The organism is Cellulomonas carbonis, assembly GCF_014636275.1.
GTDB classification, from domain to species: domain Bacteria; phylum Actinomycetota; class Actinomycetes; order Actinomycetales; family Cellulomonadaceae; genus Actinotalea; species Actinotalea carbonis.
Window position 1 is genome coordinate 804463 of the sequence record NZ_BMEB01000002.1, and the last position, 19775, is coordinate 824237.

Genomic DNA, 19775 nt, shown 5'->3' on the forward strand with positions numbered 1-19775 from the left:
GGCCCATGATGGTCGGCAAGATCCACCGCGCGACCGTGACGGCTGCGGACCTGCACTACGTCGGCTCGGTGACGGTCGACGCCGACCTCCTCGAGGCGGCGGACCTGCTGCCCGGTCAGCAGGTCGACGTCGTCGACGTGACCAACGGCGCGCGTCTGACGACGTACGCGCTCGAGGGTGAGCGCGGGTCGGGCGTGGTGTGCGTCAACGGCGCCGCGGCCCACCTCGTGCACCCCGGCGACACGGTGATCCTCATCGCCTACGCGCTCCTGCCCGACGCCGAGGCGCGCACCTACAGCCCGCACGTCGTGCACGTCGACGCGGACAACCGCATCGTCGAGCTGGGCGAGGACCCGGGTGCCGTCCCGCCGGGGGAGGGGCTCGAGAGCTCGGCCCTGCCGTGGCGGGCGTGACCGCGTGAGGCTCGCCCGCCGGCTCGCGGCACCCGCCGCGGGGTGGACGGCGCACGCCGACGTCGTCGTCGTCGGCTCGGGCATCGCGGGGCTCACCGCGGCCCTGCGCCTGCGCCGCCGCGTCGACCGCGTGCTCCTCGTGACCAAGGGCACGCTGTCGTCGGGCTCGACGGTGTGGGCGCAGGGCGGCATCGCCGCGGCGCTCGACCCGGACGACTCACCCGCGGCGCACCGCGCCGACACGCTCGTCGCGGGCGTCGACCTGTGCGACGCCCGCGCCGTGGACGTCCTGGTGACCGAGGGCCCGCGGCGCGTGCGCGAGCTCGTGGCGCTCGGCGCCCGCTTCGACACGGACGACGACGGGCGCATCGCGCTCACGCGCGAGGGCGGGCACGGCGCCGACCGGATCGCGCACGCGGGCGGCGACGCGACGGGAGCCGAGATCTCCCGCGCGCTCGTCGCCCGGCTCGAGGCCGTGCGCGACGACCCCGGGATCGAGGTGATCGAGCACGCGCTCGTCCTGGACCTCCTGACCGGCCCGCCCGGGCCCGACGGCGCGCCCGGTGCGGTGTGCGGCGTGACCCTGCACGTGATCGGCGAGGGCACGCGCGACGGCGTCGGCGCGGCGCTCGGACGTGCCGTCGTCCTCGCGACGGGCGGGATCGGCCAGGTGTACCCCTCGTCGACCAACCCCGCCCAGGCGACGGGTGACGGGCTCGCGGCGGCGCTGCGCGCGGGGGCCGAGGTCGCCGACGTCGAGTTCGTCCAGTTCCATCCGACCGTGCTGTGGCTCGGCGCGGGCGTGAAGGGTCAGCTCGCGCTCGTGTCGGAGGCCGTGCGCGGCGAGGGTGCGCTGCTGCTCGACACCGACGGCGTGCGGTTCATGCCCGAGGTGCACCCGATGGCCGAGCTCGCGCCGCGCGACGTCGTCGCGCACGCGATCGTGCGCCGCATGGCGGCGACCGGCTCGGACCACGTGTTCCTCGACGCGCGCCACCTCGGCGCGGACTTCCTGCGCGAGCGGTTCCCGACGATCCACGAGCGCCTCGCGTCGGAGGGCATCGACCTGACGACCGACCTCGTGCCCGTCGCACCCGCGCAGCACTACCACTCCGGCGGCGTCCTGACCGACCTGCTCGGCCGCACGAGCGTCCCGGGCCTGTACGCCGCGGGCGAGGTCGCGTGCACGGGGGTCCACGGCGCCAACCGGCTCGCGTCGAACTCGCTGCTCGAGGGGCTGGTCTTCGGGCACCGGGCCGCGGAGCACGTCGCCGACCACGTGGCGGGTCTGGCCGGCGGCGGCACCGGCGGCGGCGCGGACGTCGAGCCCGTGGACCGTGCGGGCGACGCGGCCCTCGTCGCGGCGACCGTCCGCAACCGGATCCAGCGCCTGGCGCAGCAGGGTCCGGGCGTCATCCGCAACGGACCCGCGCTCGCCACGGCCGCGCAGGGGCTCGCGGGGATCCCGACGCGTGCGCACGCGGTCCCGGGCGTCGTCGCGGCCCCGCAGACGGCCGAGTGGGAGACGACGAACCTGCACCAGGTCGCCGTCGTGCTCACCGAGGCCGCCGCGATGCGCACCGAGTCGCGCGGCGGGCACTTCCGCGAGGACTTCCCCGCGCGCGAGCCCTCGTGGCGGCGGCGGCTCGTGGGGCGCCTCGACGCCGACGGCACGCTCGTGTGGCGCGACCGGCCGGTGGACGAGCCGACCTGAGGCGCGGGGCGGCCGCGTCAGCGCGTGGTCAGGACCGGCCGGGGACGTGCACGGGGTACCCGCGCGCGACCCACTCGGCCGTGCCACCGGCCACGTTGACGACGTCGTACCCCTGCTGACCGAGCCACGCCGCGGCCTGGCCCGAGCGGCCGCCCGAGTGGCACACGAGCAGGACCTGGCCGGACAGGCCCGTGACCTCGCCGACGCGCTCGACGAGCTGCGACAGCGGCACGTTCACCGCACCGGGCACGTGCCCGCCCGCGAACTCGTGCTCCTCGCGCACGTCGACGACGTGCGGCGCCTCGTGCCTGGGGTCGGCCTGCGCGAGCCGCCGGTGCAGCTCGGTGACGTCGATCTCGTGCACGGGTCCTCCTCGTCGTCGGTGGCCGGCGCGCCCGACCGCGGACCAGTCTGCGTCACCTGCCCTACGGTGTCCGCGTGGAGAGCGCACCGACCCCGACCCGCACGACCGCGACGGCCCTCGGCCTCGACGCCGACCGCCTCGCGGCGCTCGTCGCGACGGCCCTGACCGAGGACCTCGGCGAGGCGCCGGGCCGGGACGTCACGACGCAGGCGACGGTCTCGCGCGACGAGGAGGGCACCGCGCACGTCGTCGCGCGGGCCGACGGCGTCGTCGCGGGCCTGCCCGCGGTCGCGGAGGTGCTGCGCCAGGTGGCCGGCCGCCTCGACCTCCCCGCGCCGTCGGTCACGCAGCGGGCCGCCGACGGCGACGCGGTGGCCGCGGGCCAGGTGCTCGCCGTCCTCGAGGGCAGGGTCCAGGTGCTCCTCGTCGCCGAGCGCACGCTGCTCAACCTGGTGTCCCGCGCGTCCGGGGTCGCGACCCACACGCGCCGCTGGGCCGACGCGCTCGCGGGCTCGGGCGCGACGGTCCTCGACACCCGCAAGACGACCCCGGGCCTGCGCGACCTCGAGAAGTACGCGGTGCGGTGCGGCGGCGGGACGAACAAGCGCATGGGCCTGCACGACGTCGCGATGGTCAAGGACAACCACGTCGTCGCGGCGGGCTCGGTGACCGCGGCCGTCGCGGCCGTGCGGCACGCGTTCCCGGACGTCGCGATCCAGGTCGAGGCCGACACGATGGAGCAGGCGCTCGAGGCGGTGGACGCCGGCGCACGCTTCCTGCTCCTGGACAACATGCCGGCGCCGGTCCTGCGCGAGGTCGTCGCCGCGGTGCGCGCGCGCGAGCCCGAGGTCGGACGCGTCGAGCTCGAGGCCACGGGCAACCTCACGCTCGAGCGTGCGGGCGAGGTCGCCGCCACCGGCGTCGACTTCCTCTCGGTCGGTGCCCTCACGCACTCGTCCCCGATCCTCGACGTCGCGCTCGACCTCGTCGCGCGCGGGGCCTCGGCCACGGGTGCCCGCGACGCGGGTGCGCCCGGGTCGGACCTGCGCGCTGGCTAGACTCGCGCGGTGACCACGGCCGACAGCACCCCCACCGCCGCCGAGGACGACCTCCCCGAGCAGATGCGTGTCCGGCGCGAGAAGCGCGAGCGCATCCTCGCCGAGGGCGGCGAGGCGTACCCCGTGGGCGTCCCCGTGACGCACACCATCGCCGCGGTGCGGGCCGCGCACGCCGACCTCGCCGCGGGCGAGGAGACCGACGTCGTCGTCGGCGTCGCGGGTCGCGTGGTGTTCCTGCGGAACACGGGCAAGCTGTGCTTCGCGACCGTGCAGGACGGCGAGGGCAACCGTCTCCAGCTCATGCTGAGCCAGGCCGTCGTGGGCGAGGACGCGCTCGCGCGGTTCAAGGCCGACGTCGACCTCGGCGACCACCTCTTCGCGCGCGGCCGCGTGATCAGCTCGCGGCGCGGCGAGCTGAGCGTGTTCGCCGACGAGTGGCGCCTCGCCGCGAAGGCCCTGCGCCCGCTCCCGGTGCTGCACAAGGACCTCTCGGAGGAGGCGCGGGTCCGGCGCCGCTACGTCGACCTCATCGTGCGCCCCGCGGCGCGCGACACGGTCCGGCTCCGGGCGGCGGTCCTCCGCTCGCTGCGCGACAACTTCCACCGGCGCGGCTACCTCGAGGTCGAGACGCCGATGCTCCAGGTCCAGGCCGGCGGGGCGGCCGCGCGCCCCTTCACGACGCACATGAACGCGTTCGACCTCGACCTGTTCCTGCGCATCGCACCCGAGCTCTTCCTCAAGCGTGCCGTCGTCGGCGGCGTCGAGCGCGTGTTCGAGATCAACCGCAGCTTCCGCAACGAGGGGGCCGACTCGACGCACTCGCCCGAGTTCGCGACGCTCGAGGCCTACGAGGCGTACGGCGACTACGACACGATGGCCGAGCTCACGCGTGACCTCGTCCAGACGGCCGCGCTCGACGCGCTCGGCACGACGACGGTGACCCTCGCCGACGGCACCGAGTACGACCTCGGCGGCGAGTGGACCGCGCTGAGCCTGTACGGGTCGCTCTCGGAGGCGATCGGCGAGGAGATCACGCCGCAGACGTCCGTCGAGCACCTCATGCCGCTGGTCGAGAGGTTCGACCTGCAGATCGACCCGAAGCGGATGAACCACGGCAAGCTCGTCGAGGAGCTGTGGGAGCACCACGTCGGCGACCACCTGCACGCGCCGACCTTCGTGCGGGACTTCCCGGTCGACACGAGCCCGCTCACGCGCGACCACCGCAGCATCCCGGGCGCGGTCGAGAAGTGGGACCTCTACATCCGCGGGATCGAGACGGCGACGGCGTACTCCGAGCTCGTCGACCCGGTCGTGCAGCGCACGCGTTTCGAGGCGCAGGCGCGCCTCGCGGCGGCGGGCGACGACGAGGCGATGCCGCTCGACGAGGACTTCCTCGAGGCGATGGAGCACGCGATGCCGCCCGCGGGCGGGATGGGGATGGGCATCGACCGCCTGCTGATGGCGCTCACCGGCCTGAATATCCGCGAGACGATCCTCTTCCCGCTCGTGAAGCCGATCGCCTGAGGGCGCCGCAGCTCGGGGCCCGTCGGGTCCGGTCCGGCGAGGTGACCGACGGTCCGGTCGGCCAGGTGCGGGCCGTACGATGCGGGGCGTGGACGGCTTCCTCGACGTGCTCTTCGCGCTCGCACCCTCGGTCGGTGTGGGCCTGGTCTTCTGGTTCGTCATCCGTGCCGTGATCCACGCGGACCGCCGCGAGCGCGAGGCGATCGCACGCCTCGAGGCCGCCGAGCGCTCCGAGAACGCGCGCCAGGCGCGCTGAGTTCTTTGCCGCCGCGTCCGGCGACGCCGCGGGCGGACCCGATTACCGCGCGCGTCCCGGAGCGGGCGGACCACGGGAATCCCGGACCGATTCCTGCGCCCACGTCGTCGTCCCGGCCGCCGCGCCAGGCTTTCAGGACACGGTGTCCCGAAAAACGATGCGCTGCTTTTCTCGTGCAGCCCTTTCTTCACCGGTCCCGCACATCACCGATTTGCCTTGCGTGGCGCGCTTTCCGCCGGGACAGGGGTATCGTCTCGCTTGTCCTGACCATGTAACCGGAAGAAGAAACCGATGGCACAGAAGGTTCAGGTCGTCCTTCTCGACGACCTCGACGGTGGGACGGCGGACGAGACGGTCTCGTTCTCGCTCGACGGCGTCTCCTATGAGATCGACCTCAGCTCCGAGAATGCGTCGAAGCTCCGTGACTCGTTCGCGGAATGGGTCGGGCACGCGCGCCGCGTCGGCGGCCGCTCGGGCGGCGGTCGTTCGCGGCGGTCGGGCGGTTCCAGCCGGGCGTCCGGCGGCAACAGCGGCGAGATCCGCGAGTGGGCCCGCGCGAACGGCTTCACCGTGAGCGAGCGCGGTCGCATCCCCGCCGAGGTGAAGGCCGCGTTCGACGCGCGCTGAGGCGCGGGCCCGACACGACGGCCGCGACACGACGGCCCCTGCACGACGGGCCTGACACGACAGGGTCCGACACGACAGGGCCCGACACGGCAGGGCGCGAGACGACGGAGCCCCCGGCAGCCGGGCTGCCGGGGGCTCCGTCGTGCGTGCCGACGTCCGACGCGGTCAGACGTCGCCGTCGCGCCGGTCGAGCGTGAGCTCGCGTGCGCGGGCGTACTGCTCGCGCACGTGGGTCGCGGCAGGAGCCGTGAAGGTCTCCTCGCCCGACGCCGCCCAGTCGGGTGCCGCGGCCGACGCGTCGTCGGCCGCCGCGAGCACCCACGCGGCCTGACGGGCGGCGCCGTCGGCGACGTACTCACCCGGCTCGGGCACGACGACGTCGAGCCCCAGCACGGCCGGTGCGATGCGCCGCACGGCCTCGGAGCGGGCCCCGCCGCCGATGAGCCGCACGCGCTCGACGGGGACCCCCTGCGCGCGCAGCGCGTCGAGCCCGTCGGCGAGCGCGCAGAGCATGCCCTCGACCGCGGCGCGCGCGAGGTGCCCGGGCGTCGTCGTCGAGAGCCGCAGCCCGTGCAGCGACCCGGTCGCGTCGGGCTTGTTCGGCGTCCGCTCACCCTCGAGGTACGGCACGAGGACGAGCCCGTCGGCGCCCGCGGGTGCGGCGAGGGCGAGGTCGCTCAGCCCCGCGTGGTCGACGCCGAGCATGCGCGCCGCCGCGTCGAGGACGCGCGACGCGTTGAGCGTGCACACGAGCGGCAGGTAGACGCCCGTCGCGTCGGCGAAGCCCGTGACGAGCCCGGACGCGTCGGTCGTGGGCGCGGACGCGACCGCCGACACGACGCCCGACGTCCCGATGGAGATCGTGACGTCGCCGGGGCGCATGCCCAGCCCGAGCGCGGCCGCCGCGTTGTCGCCCGCACCGGGGCCGACCAGCAGCCGGCCACCGGGACGCTCGACGACCGCGGCGGTCTCGGACGGCCCGGCGACGCGCGGGAGCACGACGTCGTCCCGCCCGAGCGCGAGGCGCAGCAGGTCCGGCCGGTACGCCTCCTGCGTGGGTGACCAGTACCCGGTCCCCGACGCGTCCGACCGGTCCGTGACCAGCGCCGTGAGGTCGCGCGACCCCGCGGGCGCCGTGCCGTGACCCGCGAGGCACCACGTGAGCCAGTCGTGCGGGAGCGCGACGGCCGCGACGCGCGCCGCGTTCTCCGGCTCCGCGTCGCGCAGCCAGCGCAGCTTGGTCGCGGTGATCGACGCCACCGGGACGGACCCGGTCGCCGTCGCCCACGCGGCCGCACCGCGCTCGACGTCGCCGTCACCGAGCTCGGCGACCAGGTCCGCCGCCGCCGACGCGGAGCGCGTGTCGTTCCACAGCAGCGCCGGGCGCACCACCTCGCCGTCGGCGTCGAGCGCGACCATGCCGTGCTGCTGACCGCCGACGGCGACCGCCGCGACGTCGTCCAGCCCGCCGGCCTGCTCGACGGCCTCCTCGAGCGCCGTCCACCAGTGACGGGGGTGGACCTCCGTGCCGTCGGGGTGCGCGGCGCGGCCGGAGCGCACGAGCGCCCCGGTCGCGGCGTCCCGCACGACGACCTTGCACGACTGGGTGGAGGAGTCCACCCCCGCCACGAGCGCCATCAGCGTGCGCCGAGGGCGTGCTCGAGCGCGAGCTGGTTGAGCCGCACGAAGTGGAACCCGCGGGCGGCCACGGCGTCGACGTCGAGCTCCTCGAACGCGGAGCGGTCGGCCAGCAGGTCCGCGACCGTCTCGCCGTCGCCCAGCGTGGGCTGCGACAGCTCGAGGACGCCCGACGCCTCGAGGGCCTCCTGGACCTCGGGGTCGGCACGGAACGCGAGCGCACGCTCCTTGAGCAGGATGTACGTGGCCATGTTGGCCGCGGCCGACTCCCACACGCCCTCGACGTCCTCGGTGCGCGAGGGCTTGTAGTCGAAGTGGACGGGGCCCTCGTAGCGCGGGCCGCCACCCGGGAAGCCGTTCTCGAGGAGGTCGACGGTCGCGAATGCGGAGAACAGGTCGCCGTGGCCGAAGACGAGGTCCTGGTCGTACTTGATGGACCGCTGGCCGTTGAGGTCGATGTGGAAGAGCTTGTCGGACCACAGCGCCTGCGCGAGGCCCGTCGTGTAGTTCAGGCCCGCCATCTGCTCGTGCCCGACCTCGGGGTTGAGGCCGACGATGTCGCCGTTCTCGAGCTCGGCGATGAATGCCAGCGCGTGGCCCACGGTCGGCAGCAGGATGTCGCCGCGGGGCTCGTTCGGCTTGGGCTCGAGCGCGATGCGCAGGTCGTAGCCCTTCTCCTTGATGTATGCGGCGACGGTGTCGATGCCCTCGGCATAACGCTCGTGCGCGGCGAACAGGTCCTTCGCGGCGTCGTACTCGGCGCCCTCGCGGCCGCCCCACATGACGAACGTCTTCGCGCCCAGGTCGGCGGCGAGGTCGACGTTCCGGAGGATCTTCCGCAGGCCGTAGCGGCGGACGCGGCGGTCGTTCGACGTGAATGCCCCGTCCTTGAAGATGGGGTGGCTGAACGTGTTGGTCGTGACCATCTCGACCTCGACGCCGGTGTCCGCGAGCGCCTTCTTGAAGCGCTCGAGGATCCGGTCGCGCTCGGCCGTGTCGGAGCCGAACGGGACGACGTCGTCGTCGTGGAACGTCACGTAGGACGCGCCGAGCTCGGCCAGGCGGTGGACGGACTCGACCGGGTCCAGGTCGGGGCGGGTCGCGTCGCCGAACTGGTCGCGGGCGGACCATCCGACGGTCCACAGACCGAACGAGAACTTGTCCTCAGGGGTGGGCTTGCGCACCATCTGCGTCTCTCCTCGGGAGGGGCCGCGACGGCGCGACCCTGGTTTGTTGTATGGATGAACTTATGCGCTCCAGGGCGCTAGGGTCAAGGCATGCGCGCCGTCGACCCCGCACGCCAGGCCAGCCTGCGCCGGCACAACCTCGGACTCGTCCTCCGCCACGTCGTCGACGCACCCGTCGCACCGTCGCGCGCGGACATCGCGGCGGCGACCGGGCTCACGCGCGCGACCGTCTCGGCGCTCGTCGACCGGCTCGTGGCGGCGCGCCTCGTCGCCGAGCTGCCGCCCGTCGCGGCGCAGCGCGCCGGCCGTCCCGCGGTGCCGCTGCGCGCCGCGTCGGGGACCGTGCTCGCCGTCGGGCTCGAGGTGAACGTCGACTACCTCGGTGCGCGCGTGCTCGACCTCGCGGGCGACGTGGTCGCCGAGCGCGTCGAGCACGACGACTTCCGGGGGAGCGACCCGGCCGAGGTCCTGCGCCGCCTCGACGCGCTGGGGTCCGGGCTCGTGGCGCCGCACGAGGCCGACGGGGCGACGGTCGTGGGCTCCGCGCTCGCGCTGCCCGGCCTCGTGGACCGCGTCACCGGGCCGCTGCGCGTCGCGCCCAACCTCGGCTGGCGCGACGTCGACGTCGTCGGCCTGCTCGGACGCGACGCCGCGCACGCCCCCTGGCTCGGCAACGAGGCCAACCTCGCGGCCCGCGCCGAGGCCCGCGCGCGGCGGCTCGCGCCCGACGACGGCGCCAGCAGCTTCGTCTACGTCTCGGGCGAGGTCGGCATCGGTGCCGCCATCGTGCTCGACGGCGCGATCTTCCCCGGTCGCCACGGCTGGAGCGGTGAGGTCGGCCACACCGTCCTGGACATGGACGCCGCGGACGCGACGGCCCCGGTCTCGGCGGCACGCGGCCACCGGCCCGGGACGCTCGAGGCGTACGCGGGCCAGGACGCGATCCTCGCGCGCGCCGGCCTGCCCGCGGACGCGTCGGTCGAGGACCTGCGCCGCTCGGCCGACGCGGGTGACGCGCGCACGCTCGAGGCGCTCGAGGTCGCCGGTCGCGCGCTGGGCGTCGCGCTCGCCAACGTCGTCAACGTGGTCGACGTCGAGCAGGTCGTGCTCGGCGGCACGCACGCGGTGCTCGTCGACCACCTGCGCGAGCCACTCGAGCGCGAGCTCGCCCGCGGCGTCATCTCGGCGCCCTGGTCGCCCGTGGCGGTGGACGTCGCGCGCGCGGGCCCGTACCCCGCGCTCAGCGGTGCGGCGCTGAGCCGCCTGCACGCCGTGGTCGAGGACCCCTCGACGTGGGGTCCGCTCGCGGACTGAGCCTGTCCGGCCGTCGACGCGCGAGCACGGGCGTCCGCGCGGATCATCGATACTGGGGACCGATCCCCCGACGACGGACCTGTGTGAGGAGTGCGCCCGTGAGCCTGGACCAGCCGCGCGTCGCGATGCTGTCCGTGCACACGTCGCCCCTCGACCAGCCCGGCACGGGGGACGCGGGCGGCATGAACGTCTACGTCACCGACCTCGCGCGCGCGCTCGCGGCACGCGGCGCGCAGGTCGAGATCTTCACGCGGGCGACGACGTCGCGCCTGCCCGAGACCGTGCCCATGGACGACGGCGTGCTCGTCCGGCACGTCCCCGCGGGGCCGTACGAGGGCCTGGACAAGAACGACCTCCCGGGACAGCTGTGCGCGTTCACCGCGGGCGTCCTGCGCACGGGGGCGGCGCGCGCACGAGGCTGGTACGACGTCGTCCACTCGCACTACTGGCTGTCCGGCCAGGTCGGCTGGCTCGCGGCCGACCGCTGGGACGTGCCGCTGATCCACACGATGCACACCCTCGCGAAGGTCAAGAACGCCGCGCTCGCCCCGGGCGACCGCCCCGAGCCCGTCGGCCGCGTCATCGGCGAGGAGCAGGTCGTCGCCGCCGCGCACGCGCTCGTCGCGAGCACCGCCGAGGAGGCGGGCGATCTCGTCGAGCTCTACGACGCCGACCCCGGTGCCGTGCACGTCGTCGCGCCCGGGGTCGACCTCGACCTCTTCCACGCCGACGTGCCCGCGGGCCCCGTCGACGCCGGCGCGCTCGCGGACGCGCAGCTGCGCGCCCGGCTCGCCGTCGGCCTCCCGCTCGACGAGCAGGTCGTGCTCTTCGCCGGACGCGTCCAGCCCCTCAAGGCGCCCGACGTCCTCGTGCGTGCGCTCGGCGAGATCGCGCGGCGCGGCCGCCCGGTGCCGCTGCTCGTCGTGCTCGGCGGGCCGAGCGGCAACCCGCGCGCCGTCGCCGAGCTGACCGAGCTCGCACGGTCGCTCGGCGTCGCGTCGCGCGTCGTCGTCCGCCCGCCCGTCGGGCGGCGCGAGCTCGGCGCCTGGTACCGCGCCGCGGACCTGGTCGCCGTCCCGTCGCGCTCGGAGTCGTTCGGGCTCGTCGCGGCCGAGGCCCAGGCGTGCGGGACCCCTGTCGTGGCGGCGGCCGTCGGCGGTCTGCGGACCGTCGTCGTCGACGGGGTGACGGGTGCGCTCGTGCGCGGGCACCGCGCTCCCGCGTGGGCCGACGCGCTCACGGGTCTGCTCGGCGACGCGCCCACGCGCTCGCGGCTCGCGCTCGGCGCGCTGCGGCACGGACGCCGGCTCGGCTGGGAGGCCGCGGCCGAGGCGATGGTCAAGGTCTACGACCTCGCGCACGACCGCGTGCGGCGCGGCGCGGCCTGACGTCCCGGGACCGTCCCGCGGACCGTCCGGGTCCCGGAGGGCCCAGCCGTCCCGCGCGGTCGTGGGGCAGGATTGGCCCATGACCTACACCCTCGTACTGCTCCGCCACGGCGAGAGCGAGTGGAACGCCAAGAACCTGTTCACCGGCTGGGTGGACGTCGCGCTCTCCGAGAAGGGCGTCGAGGAGGCCAGGCGCGGCGGTCGCCTGCTGACCGACGCGGGCGTGCTGCCCGACGTCGTGCACACGTCGCTCCTGCGCCGCGCGATCACCACCGCGAACCTCGCGCTCGACGCGGCCGACCGGCACTGGATCCCGGTCAAGCGCAGCTGGCGCCTCAACGAGCGCCACTACGGCGCGCTCCAGGGCAAGGACAAGAAGCAGACCCTCGCCGAGTTCGGCGAGGAGCAGTTCATGCTCTGGCGCCGGTCCTACGACGTCCCGCCGCCCGAGATCGAGCTCGGCTCGGAGTACTCGCAGGACGCGGACCCGCGCTACGCGGGCGAGCCGGTCGTGCGCACCGAGTGCCTCAAGGACGTCCTCGACCGCGCGCTGCCGTACTGGAACAGCGACATCGTCCCCGACCTCCGGGCCGGGAAGACCGTGCTCGTCGCGGCCCACGGCAACTCGATCCGCGCGATCGTCAAGTACCTCGACGGCATCGACGACGAGACCATCGCCGGGATCAACATCCCGACCGGCATCCCGCTGCGCTACGAGCTCGACGAGGACACGCTCGAGCCCGTGACGAAGGGTGGCGAGTACCTCGACCCCGAGGCCGCCGCCGCCGCGATCCAGGCGGTCGCGAACCAGGGTCGCTGACCCCGCACGCACGACGGGCCCGTCACCGCGAGGTGACGGGCCCGTCGTCGTCGGCGCGGGCAGACCGGGTCAGGGGCCGCCGTGCTCGTCGAGGTCGCCCGTGACGAGGTAGACGACGCGGTGCGCGATCGACACGCCGTGGTCGCCGAAGCGCTCGTAGTAGCGCCCCAGGAGCGTGATGTCGACGACCTGCTGGGGCGTGTAGACGGCCTCGCCGCCCAGCGTCGTCTGGAACGTCGCCGCGTGGAGCTGGTCGAGCAGGTCGTCGTCGCGGTAGATCTCCTCCGCGAGGTGCACGTCGCGCGTCTCGAGCACCGTCGTGACCCGCTCCGCCACGCGCGCCGCGCTCTCGTGCATCTGACGGAACAGCGGCTCGACGTCGGACGGCAGCGCCTTCTCCGGGTACCGCAGGCGCGCGACCGCGGCGACGTGCCGCGCGAGGTCGCCCATCCGCTCGAGCGACGCGCTGATCCGCAGCGCGGTGACGACGATCCGCAGGTCCCGCGCGACGGGCTGCTGCTGCGCGAGGAGGGCGACGCAGCGCTCGTCGAGCTCGCGCTCGATCGCGTCGATGGTGTGGTCGTCCGCGATGACGTTCTCGGCGAGGGCGAGGTCGCCCTCGAGCAGAGCGCGTCCCGCCGACGAGATCGCCGACTCGACCAGGCGGCTCATCGCCGCGAGGTCCTCGCCGAGTGCCGTGAGCTCGGCGGTGAAGATGTCCCGCATGACTTCCCTCTCGTCCGGTGCCGGCACAGGCTCGCAGCGCCAGGTGAACGGCAGGCGACCCGTCGATGAACCTTTGCCGCGGGCGCGCCGCGCCGACGGGCGCAGCGGCCTGAGCGCCCCGCTCGCGAACATACCCTGAGCCGGTGACCGATGGCCTGCCGACCGACGGCGTGACGCTGGGTGCGATGCTCCTGGTCGCGGCGCTGGTCGGCCTCGTGGTGGGGGTGCTCGTGGCACGACGGGCCAGGGGCGTCCGCGACGCCGGCGTCCACGACACCACAGGCGGCGCGCTCGGGGGAGGCCAGCACCACGCCGTCCCGGACGGCGTCGGAGCCGTCCTCGACGCGCTGCGCGCCGGAGCCGTCGTCGCGACGCGCAGCGGACGCGTCGTCCGGGCGAACGCGCCCGCGACCCGTCTGGGGCTCGTGCGCGGCGACCGGATCGTCAACCCGGCCGTCGAGCGCCTGGTCCTGGACGCGGCGCAGGACGGTCGGCAGGTCGACGAGGAGGTCGAGGTCCAGCGCAGCGCCGTGGGCGGCGCGACGCTCGTGCTGCACGTGCGCGTCGCGGTGCTCGACGCCGAGCACGTGCTGCTCATCGTCGAGGACCGCACCGACGCGCTGCGGCTCGAGGCGGTCCGGCGGGACTTCGTCGTCAACACCTCGCACGAGCTCAAGACCCCCGTGGGCGCGCTGTCGCTGCTCGCGGAGACCGTCGAGGACGCGGCGGACGACCCCGAGACGGTCCGCCGGTTCGCGGGCCGCATGCGCACCGAGGCCCAGCGGCTCGCGGCGCTCGTGCAGGAGATCATCGAGCTGTCCCGGCTCCAGAGCACCGACCCGTCGCGCGAGCCCGAGCACGTGCTCGTCGCGGACGTCGTCGGCGAGGCGGTCGAGCGGTCCCGCACCGCCGCCGGTGCGCGCCGCATCGCGATCGAGGCGGGGCCCGTGCCCGACGCGGTCGTCCTGGGCAGCCACGACCTGCTCGTCACCGCGGTGCGCAACCTGCTCGACAACGCGGTCGCCTACTCCGAGCCGGGGACGCGCGTCGCGGTGGGCACGTCGGTCGACGTCGCCGCCGGGACGGTCGAGGTCGCCGTCGTCGACCAGGGCATCGGCATCCCGGCCGAGGCCGTCCCCCGCCTGTTCGAGCGCTTCTACCGCGTCGACCCCGCGCGCTCGCGCGACACGGGCGGCACGGGGCTGGGCCTGAGCATCGTCAAGCACGTCGTCGCCGACCACGGGGGAGAGGTCTCCGTGTGGTCCCAGCCCGGACAGGGCTCGACGTTCACCGTCCGCCTGCCGCTCGCCGACGCGAGCGCGACCGAAGGAGCCGACCGATGACCCGCATCCTCGTGGTCGAGGACGAGGAGTCCTACCGCGACCCCCTGGCCTACCTGCTGCGGCGGGAGGGCTACGACGTGTCGGTCGCCGAGACCGGCCCGCAGGCGCTCGAGGAGTTCGACCGCGGCGGCGCCGACCTGGTGCTGCTCGACCTCATGCTCCCGGGCCTGAGCGGCACCGAGGTCTGCGTGCGGCTGCGCCAGCGCAGCTCCGTCCCGGTCATCATGCTCACGGCCAAGGACGGCGAGGTGGACAAGGTCGTCGGCCTCGAGATCGGCGCGGACGACTACGTGACCAAGCCGTACTCGTCGCGCGAGCTGCTCGCGCGCGTCAAGGCGGTGCTGCGCAGGCGCTCCGACGTGGTCGACGACGACGACGACCAGGTGCTCGCCGTCGGCGGCCTGCGCCTCGACGTCGACCGGCACGTCGTCGACGTCGACGGCGAGCGCGTCGCGTTCCCGCTCAAGGAGTTCGAGCTGCTCGAGCTGCTGCTGCGCAACGCGGGGCGCGTCCTCACCCGGCGGCAGATCATCGACCGCGTCTGGGGCTCGGACTACGTGGGCGACACCAAGACCCTCGACGTCCACGTCAAGCGCGTGCGCGCCAAGATCGAGCAGGACCCCGCGAACCCGCGGCGGCTGCTGACCGTGCGCGGCCTGGGCTACAAGCTCGCCGACGACGACGCGGACTGAGCCGGCGGGTCGTGCCGCCGGGCGATCTTCCCCGGTCGTTCACCGCGCGTTCAGCGGGTGACGCCGATCACGTCACCTGGGCTCCCTAGCGTCGCCGACGGATGCCGCGCACCACGTGCGGCACGACGCGACAGGACGGAACACAGTGACGCTTCACCGACAGGGCCGCATCCTCCCCGTGGCCGCCATCAGCGCTCTCGCGCTCACGCTGGCGGCGTGCGGCTCCGACAACACCACCGAGACGTCGACGGACAGCGAGTCGTCGTCGACCGGCGGCGAGCTGAGCGGTCAGCTCTCCGGAGCGGGCGCGAGCTCGCAGGAGTCGGCGATGCAGGCCTGGATCGCCGGTTTCCAGTCCGCCAACCCGGACGTCAACGTCGCCTACGACCCGGTCGGGTCGGGCGGTGGCCGCACGCAGTTCACCGAGGGCGGCGTCCAGTTCGCCGGCTCCGACGCCGCGCTGGACGAGGAGGAGCTCGCCCTGGGCGCCGAGCGCTGTGCGCCGGGCGACGTCGCCGAGCTCCCGCTCTACATCTCGCCCATCGCCGTGATCTTCAACCTCCCCGGCATCGACTCCCTCAACCTGTCCGCCGAGACGATCGCGAAGATCTTCAACGGCGAGATCACGTCGTGGGACGCGCCGGAGATCGCCGAGGCGAACCCCGACGTCGAGCTCCCGGCCCTCGCGATCACGCCGGTCAACCGCTCCGACGAGTCGGGCACGACCGAGAACTTCACCGAGTACCTCGCGGCCGCCGCGGGTGACGCGTGGCCGCACGAGGCCAGCGGCGACTGGCCCGTCTCGGGCACGCAGTCGGCGCAGGGCACCTCGGGCGTCGTCCAGACGGTGACCGAGGCCGAGGGTGCCGTGACCTACGCCGACGCGTCGCGCGCCGGGTCGCTCGGCACGGTGGCGGTGCAGGTCGGCGAGGAGTACGTCCCGTACTCGCCCGAGGCCGCCGCGGCCGTCGTGGATGCGTCGCCGCTGGCCGAGGGCCGTCCGGAGGCGAGCCTCGTGCGCGAGCTCGAGCGCGACACGACCGCCGACGGCGCGTACCCGATCGTGCTCGTGTCCTACTCGCTCGCGTGCACCGAGTACGAGGACGCCGCGGACGCCGAGCTGGTCAAGGCGTTCCTCACATACGTCGCGAGCGAGGAGGGCCAGCAGGCGGCCGCGTCGGCCGCCGGCTCGGCGCCGATCTCCGAGGAGATGCGCTCGAACGTCATGGAGATCGTCGACGCGATCGCCTGACGACCGGCCGCCGTCGGGGGGCGGCGGCCGGTCGGGCGCCCGGGCCAGGTGCGGCACGGGCTGCGCAGGGGCGGCGCTCAGCAGGGGGAGCCGCGAGCCGGTGGCCGGTCCGACACGGACCGGTCGCCGGCTCGTCGTGCGCGCGTCGAAGTCTTCGTGCGCCGTTCACCCTGCGTTCACCTCCGCGCCCGTGCGCGGTAGAGCGTTTTCGTACGCTGAGGCACGCTGGCGCGAGGACCCCCACGGTTCGGCCGCGCCCGCGGACCTCGCGGCCGGACGGACCAGCCGCACGACCGGGACGGAGCACGGTGAGACACGACGCGACACGCGGGACGGCCCTGGCGGCCGCCGCGGCCGTCCTCCTCCTGGCCGGGTGCGGCTCGGACGACCCCGTCAACCACCCGTGGCGACCGGGCGGCGCGCCGACCGACGCACCCGCCGAGGCACCCGTCGCGTCCGACCTGTCCGGGTCCGTCGCCGGAGCGGGCGCGAGCTCGCAGGAGTCCGCGATGCAGGCGTGGGTCGCGGGCTTCCAGTCCGCGAACCCGGACGTGTCCGTCGCGTACGACCCCGTCGGCTCGGGCGGTGGCCGGACGCAGTTCGTCGAGGGCGGCGTCGCGTTCGCCGGGTCGGACGCGCCGCTCGACGAGGAGGAGCTCGCCGCGGCGCAGGAGCGGTGCGCACCGGGCGAGGTCGTCGAGGCGCCGCTGTACATCTCGCCGATCGCCGTGGTCTTCAACCTCGAAGGCGTCGACTCGCTCGCGATGTCGCCCGCGACCGTGGCGGGCATCTTCGCCGGCACGATCACGCGCTGGGACGCGCCCGAGATCGCGGCGGAGAACCCCGACGTCGCGCTGCCGGACCTGGGCATCACCCCCGTCAACCGGTCGGACGAGTCGGGCACGACCGAGAACTTCACCGAGTACCTGCACGCGACCGCCCCCGAGGCGTGGCCGCACGAGCCGAGCGGCGACTGGCCCGTCAGCGGCGGGCAGTCGGCGCAGGGCAACTCCGGGGTCGTGCAGACCGTCACCGACGGGACCGGCACGATCACGTACGCCGACGCGTCGAAGGCCGGGTCGCTCGGCACGGTGCGGCTCGGCGTCGGCGACGAGTTCGTCGAGTTCTCGCCCGAGGCGGCGGCCGCCGTCGTCGACGCGTCGCCCCGCGCCGAGGGTCGACCGGCCACCAGCTTCGTCGTCGAGCTCGACCGCACGACGACGGCGCCCGGCGCCTACCCGCTCGTGCTCATCTCCTACACGCTCGCGTGCACCGCGTACGAGGACCCCGCGACGGGCGAGCTCGTGAGCGCGTTCCTGTCCTACGTCGCCGGCGAGGCCGGTCAGGCCGCCGCCGCCGACACCGCCGGGTCGGCACCCGTCTCCGACGCGCTGCGCTCGGAGGTCCTGCCGGTCCTGGAGGGGATCGGCTGACCCCGGGCCGTCGCCCGACCCACCCACCCGTGCAACGCCCCCCGATGCGGAGCCCACGTTGAGCACCAGCGACACACCCCCGGTCCGGCAGGAGGACGACGACCTCCAGGCCGCCCGCCGACCGCACCGCGACACCGCGGGCCGCGTGTTCGCGGGCCTCTCGACCGGTGCGGGCACCCTGATCCTCGTCGTCCTCGCCGCCGTCGCGGCCTTCCTGCTGCTGCGCGCCTGGCCGGCCCTGACGGCCGGCTCGGAGGAGCTCGCGGCGATCAGCTGGATCCCCGACCACGGGTCGATCGTCCGGTACGTGGGGCCGCTCGTCTTCGGGACGCTCGTCGCCGCCGTGCTGGCGCTGCTCATGGCGGTGCCGGTCGCGGTCGGCATCGCGCTGTTCATCTCCCACTACGCACCCCGCCGGCTCGCCGCGTCGCTCGGCTACGTCGTCGACCTCCTCGCCGCGATCCCGAGCGTGATCTACGGCCTGTGGGGCGGGCTGTGGCTCTCGCGGCGGCTCGAGGGCGTGTGGGGCTGGCTCGCCGACAACCTCGGCTTCATCCCGCTGTTCGAGGGCCCTGCCGCCACCCCGCCGCGCGTCATGATGACGGTCGGCGTCGTGCTCGCCGTCATGATCCTGCCGATCATCACGGCGGTCGCGCGCGAGGTCTTCCTCCAGACGCCTCGGCTGCACGAGGAGGCCGCCCTCGCGCTGGGCGCGACGCGCTGGGAGATGGTCCGGATGGCCGTGCTGCCGTTCGGCCGGTCGGGTCTCATCAGCGCCTCGATGCTCGGCCTCGGTCGTGCGCTGGGCGAGACGATGGCCGTCCTCATGATCCTGTCGCCGGGGCTCACCTACAGCTTCGCGCTGCTGCTCGCCGGCCGGCACCAGACCATCGCGGCGAACATCGCGCTGCAGTTCCCGGAGGCGAGCCCGCTCGGCGTGAGCGCGCTCATCGCGACCGGGCTCGCGCTCTTCGTCATCACGCTCGCGGTCAACATGGCCGCCCGCTGGGTCGTGGCCCGGCGCAAGGACTTCTCGGGGGCGAACTGATGACCGCGACGACGACCTCCCGCCCGGACGCGCGTCCGTCGACGCGCGACCTGCTCACGCGCCCCGACACGCGTCGGCGCGTCGTGGACCGCCTCATGGCGGTCGTGGTGACGTCCGCGTTCCTCATCGCGCTCGTGCCGCTCGTCTCGGTGATCTGGACCGTGCTCGGCAACGGCATCGAGCGGCTCAGCCCCTACTTCCTCGTGGTCTCGATGCGCGGGGTGTTCGGCGGGATGGACGCGGGCGGGATCTACCACGCGATCGTCGGCACCCTCATGGTCACCGGCTTCGCGACGCTGATCTCGGTCCCGGTCGGCCTGCTCACCGCGATCTACCTCGTCGAGTACGGACGCGGTCGGCTCGCCCGCGCGGTCACCTTCTTCGTCGACGTCATGACGGGCATCCCGTCGATCGTCGCGGGCCTGTTCGCGTACGCGCTGTTCGCGATCTTCTTCGGCCCCGGGGTGCGGTTCGGCGTCGTCGGCGCCGTCGCGCTCTCGGTCCTCATGACGCCCGTCGTCGTGCGCTCGAGCGAGGAGATGCTGCGCCTCGTGCCCAACGAGCTGCGCGAGGCCGCGTACGCGCTCGGCGTGCCGAAGTGGCTGACGATCGTCAAGGTCGTGCTGCGCACCGCCGTCGGGGGCATCGTCACCGGCGTGATGCTCGCGATCGCACGCGTCATCGGCGAGACGGCGCCCCTGCTCATCACGCTCGGCGTGATCGACTCGATCAACTACAACCTGTTCGAGGGGCGCATGATGACGCTCCCGGTGTACGTCTTCCGCCAGTACTCGCAGGGCCTCGTGCCGTGCGCGCCCGAGGCCGCGGACTGCATCGCCACGATCAACTACGACCGGGCGTGGGCCGCGGCGCTCGTGCTCATCGCGATCGTCATGCTGCTCAACCTCGGCGCGCGGCTCGTCGCGCGGTACTTCACCCCCGCCCGCGGGCACTGACCCCGCCCACGGCCCCCCGGAG

At 74.4% G+C, this 19775-nt stretch carries 19 protein-coding genes; 15 read left to right on the plus strand and 4 right to left on the minus strand.

Annotation, left to right across the window (positions count from 1 at the left end; translation table 11 throughout):
• The first annotated feature begins 5 nt into the window (after window positions 1-5).
• Together panD and IEV86_RS08890 are read left to right on the plus strand one after the other, a co-directional pair.
• A complete protein-coding gene (gene panD, locus IEV86_RS08885) occupies window positions 6-413 on the plus strand; it encodes an aspartate 1-decarboxylase (RefSeq protein WP_043605475.1) in 408 nt (135 codons plus the stop codon).
• Window positions 414-417: 4 nt separating this feature from the next.
• Window positions 418-2127: an L-aspartate oxidase gene (locus tag IEV86_RS08890; RefSeq protein WP_043605473.1), complete on the plus strand. Its 1710-nt coding sequence runs from the start codon at window positions 418-420 to the stop codon at window positions 2125-2127.
• 28 nt (window positions 2128-2155) lie between these two features.
• Here the strand turns inward: IEV86_RS08890 and IEV86_RS08895 are convergent, their stop codons facing one another.
• Window positions 2156-2491 (minus strand): rhodanese-like domain-containing protein, encoded by a 336-nt coding sequence (locus tag IEV86_RS08895; protein WP_188484631.1) that lies wholly within the window; start codon window positions 2489-2491, stop codon window positions 2156-2158.
• Window positions 2492-2565: 74 nt separating this feature from the next.
• Between IEV86_RS08895 and nadC the strand changes: the two genes are divergently transcribed.
• The 4 genes from nadC to IEV86_RS08915 all read left to right on the plus strand — a co-directional run bounded on the left by nadC (window position 2566) and on the right by IEV86_RS08915 (window position 5956).
• The gene (nadC, locus tag IEV86_RS08900; protein ID WP_081978662.1) at window positions 2566-3549 is read left to right on the plus strand and encodes a carboxylating nicotinate-nucleotide diphosphorylase; all 984 of its coding nucleotides are present in this window, start codon (window positions 2566-2568) and stop codon (window positions 3547-3549) included.
• A 63-nt stretch (window positions 3550-3612) separates the two neighbouring features.
• Complete coding sequence (lysS, locus tag IEV86_RS08905) at window positions 3613-5073, plus strand: lysine--tRNA ligase (protein ID WP_081978664.1); 1461 nt, start codon at window positions 3613-3615, stop codon at window positions 5071-5073.
• Window positions 5074-5161: 88 nt separating this feature from the next.
• Entirely contained in the window at window positions 5162-5329 is a 168-nt protein-coding gene (locus IEV86_RS08910; protein WP_188484654.1) for a hypothetical protein, read from the plus strand.
• A 291-nt stretch (window positions 5330-5620) separates the two neighbouring features.
• Window positions 5621-5956 carry a histone-like nucleoid-structuring protein Lsr2 gene (locus tag IEV86_RS08915; RefSeq protein ID WP_043605470.1) on the plus strand — a complete coding sequence of 112 codons (336 nt, stop codon included), beginning with the start codon at window positions 5621-5623 and terminating at the stop codon, window positions 5954-5956.
• Window positions 5957-6121: 165 nt separating this feature from the next.
• Here the strand turns inward: IEV86_RS08915 and xylB are convergent, their stop codons facing one another.
• Together xylB and xylA are read right to left on the minus strand one after the other, a co-directional pair.
• The gene (gene xylB, locus IEV86_RS08920) at window positions 6122-7594 is read right to left on the minus strand and encodes a xylulokinase (protein WP_043605468.1); all 1473 of its coding nucleotides are present in this window, start codon (window positions 7592-7594) and stop codon (window positions 6122-6124) included.
• Window positions 7594-8781: a xylose isomerase gene (xylA, locus tag IEV86_RS08925; protein ID WP_043605466.1), complete on the minus strand. Its 1188-nt coding sequence runs from the start codon at window positions 8779-8781 to the stop codon at window positions 7594-7596. Before xylA ends, xylB begins: the two co-directional genes overlap by 1 nt.
• 90 nt (window positions 8782-8871) lie before the next feature.
• Between xylA and IEV86_RS08930 the strand changes: the two genes are divergently transcribed.
• From IEV86_RS08930 to IEV86_RS08940, 3 genes are all read left to right on the plus strand, one after another.
• Complete coding sequence (locus IEV86_RS08930; protein WP_043605464.1) at window positions 8872-10095, plus strand: ROK family transcriptional regulator; 1224 nt, start codon at window positions 8872-8874, stop codon at window positions 10093-10095.
• Window positions 10096-10193: 98 nt separating this feature from the next.
• On the plus strand, window positions 10194-11483 hold the full coding sequence (mshA, locus tag IEV86_RS08935) for a D-inositol-3-phosphate glycosyltransferase (protein ID WP_229734571.1): 1290 nt from the start codon (window positions 10194-10196) through the stop codon (window positions 11481-11483).
• A gap of 79 nt (window positions 11484-11562) precedes the next feature.
• Complete coding sequence (locus tag IEV86_RS08940; RefSeq protein WP_043605462.1) at window positions 11563-12303, plus strand: phosphoglyceromutase; 741 nt, start codon at window positions 11563-11565, stop codon at window positions 12301-12303.
• Window positions 12304-12372: 69 nt separating this feature from the next.
• Here the strand turns inward: IEV86_RS08940 and phoU are convergent, their stop codons facing one another.
• Window positions 12373-13029 carry a phosphate signaling complex protein PhoU gene (gene phoU, locus IEV86_RS08945; protein WP_043605460.1) on the minus strand — a complete coding sequence of 219 codons (657 nt, stop codon included), beginning with the start codon at window positions 13027-13029 and terminating at the stop codon, window positions 12373-12375.
• Window positions 13030-13172: 143 nt separating this feature from the next.
• On the opposite strand from phoU, the gene IEV86_RS08950 reads away from it, so the two are divergent.
• The 6 genes from IEV86_RS08950 to pstA all read left to right on the plus strand — a co-directional run bounded on the left by IEV86_RS08950 (window position 13173) and on the right by pstA (window position 19753).
• Complete coding sequence (locus IEV86_RS08950) at window positions 13173-14372, plus strand: sensor histidine kinase (protein ID WP_229734573.1); 1200 nt, start codon at window positions 13173-13175, stop codon at window positions 14370-14372.
• Window positions 14369-15064, plus strand: a complete 696-nt coding sequence (locus IEV86_RS08955; protein ID WP_043605458.1) for a response regulator — start codon at window positions 14369-14371, stop codon at window positions 15062-15064. Before IEV86_RS08950 ends, IEV86_RS08955 begins: the two co-directional genes overlap by 4 nt.
• A gap of 178 nt (window positions 15065-15242) precedes the next feature.
• Window positions 15243-16316, plus strand: a complete 1074-nt coding sequence (pstS, locus tag IEV86_RS08960) for a phosphate ABC transporter substrate-binding protein PstS (RefSeq protein WP_229734575.1) — start codon at window positions 15243-15245, stop codon at window positions 16314-16316.
• A gap of 308 nt (window positions 16317-16624) precedes the next feature.
• Window positions 16625-17749 carry a phosphate ABC transporter substrate-binding protein PstS gene (gene pstS / locus IEV86_RS08965; RefSeq protein ID WP_043605453.1) on the plus strand — a complete coding sequence of 375 codons (1125 nt, stop codon included), beginning with the start codon at window positions 16625-16627 and terminating at the stop codon, window positions 17747-17749.
• A gap of 58 nt (window positions 17750-17807) precedes the next feature.
• Window positions 17808-18797 carry a phosphate ABC transporter permease subunit PstC gene (gene pstC, locus IEV86_RS08970; protein WP_043605451.1) on the plus strand — a complete coding sequence of 330 codons (990 nt, stop codon included), beginning with the start codon at window positions 17808-17810 and terminating at the stop codon, window positions 18795-18797.
• Window positions 18797-19753 carry a phosphate ABC transporter permease PstA gene (gene pstA / locus IEV86_RS08975; RefSeq protein ID WP_043605448.1) on the plus strand — a complete coding sequence of 319 codons (957 nt, stop codon included), beginning with the start codon at window positions 18797-18799 and terminating at the stop codon, window positions 19751-19753. Before pstC ends, pstA begins: the two co-directional genes overlap by 1 nt.
• Window positions 19754-19775: the final 22 nt, after the last annotated feature.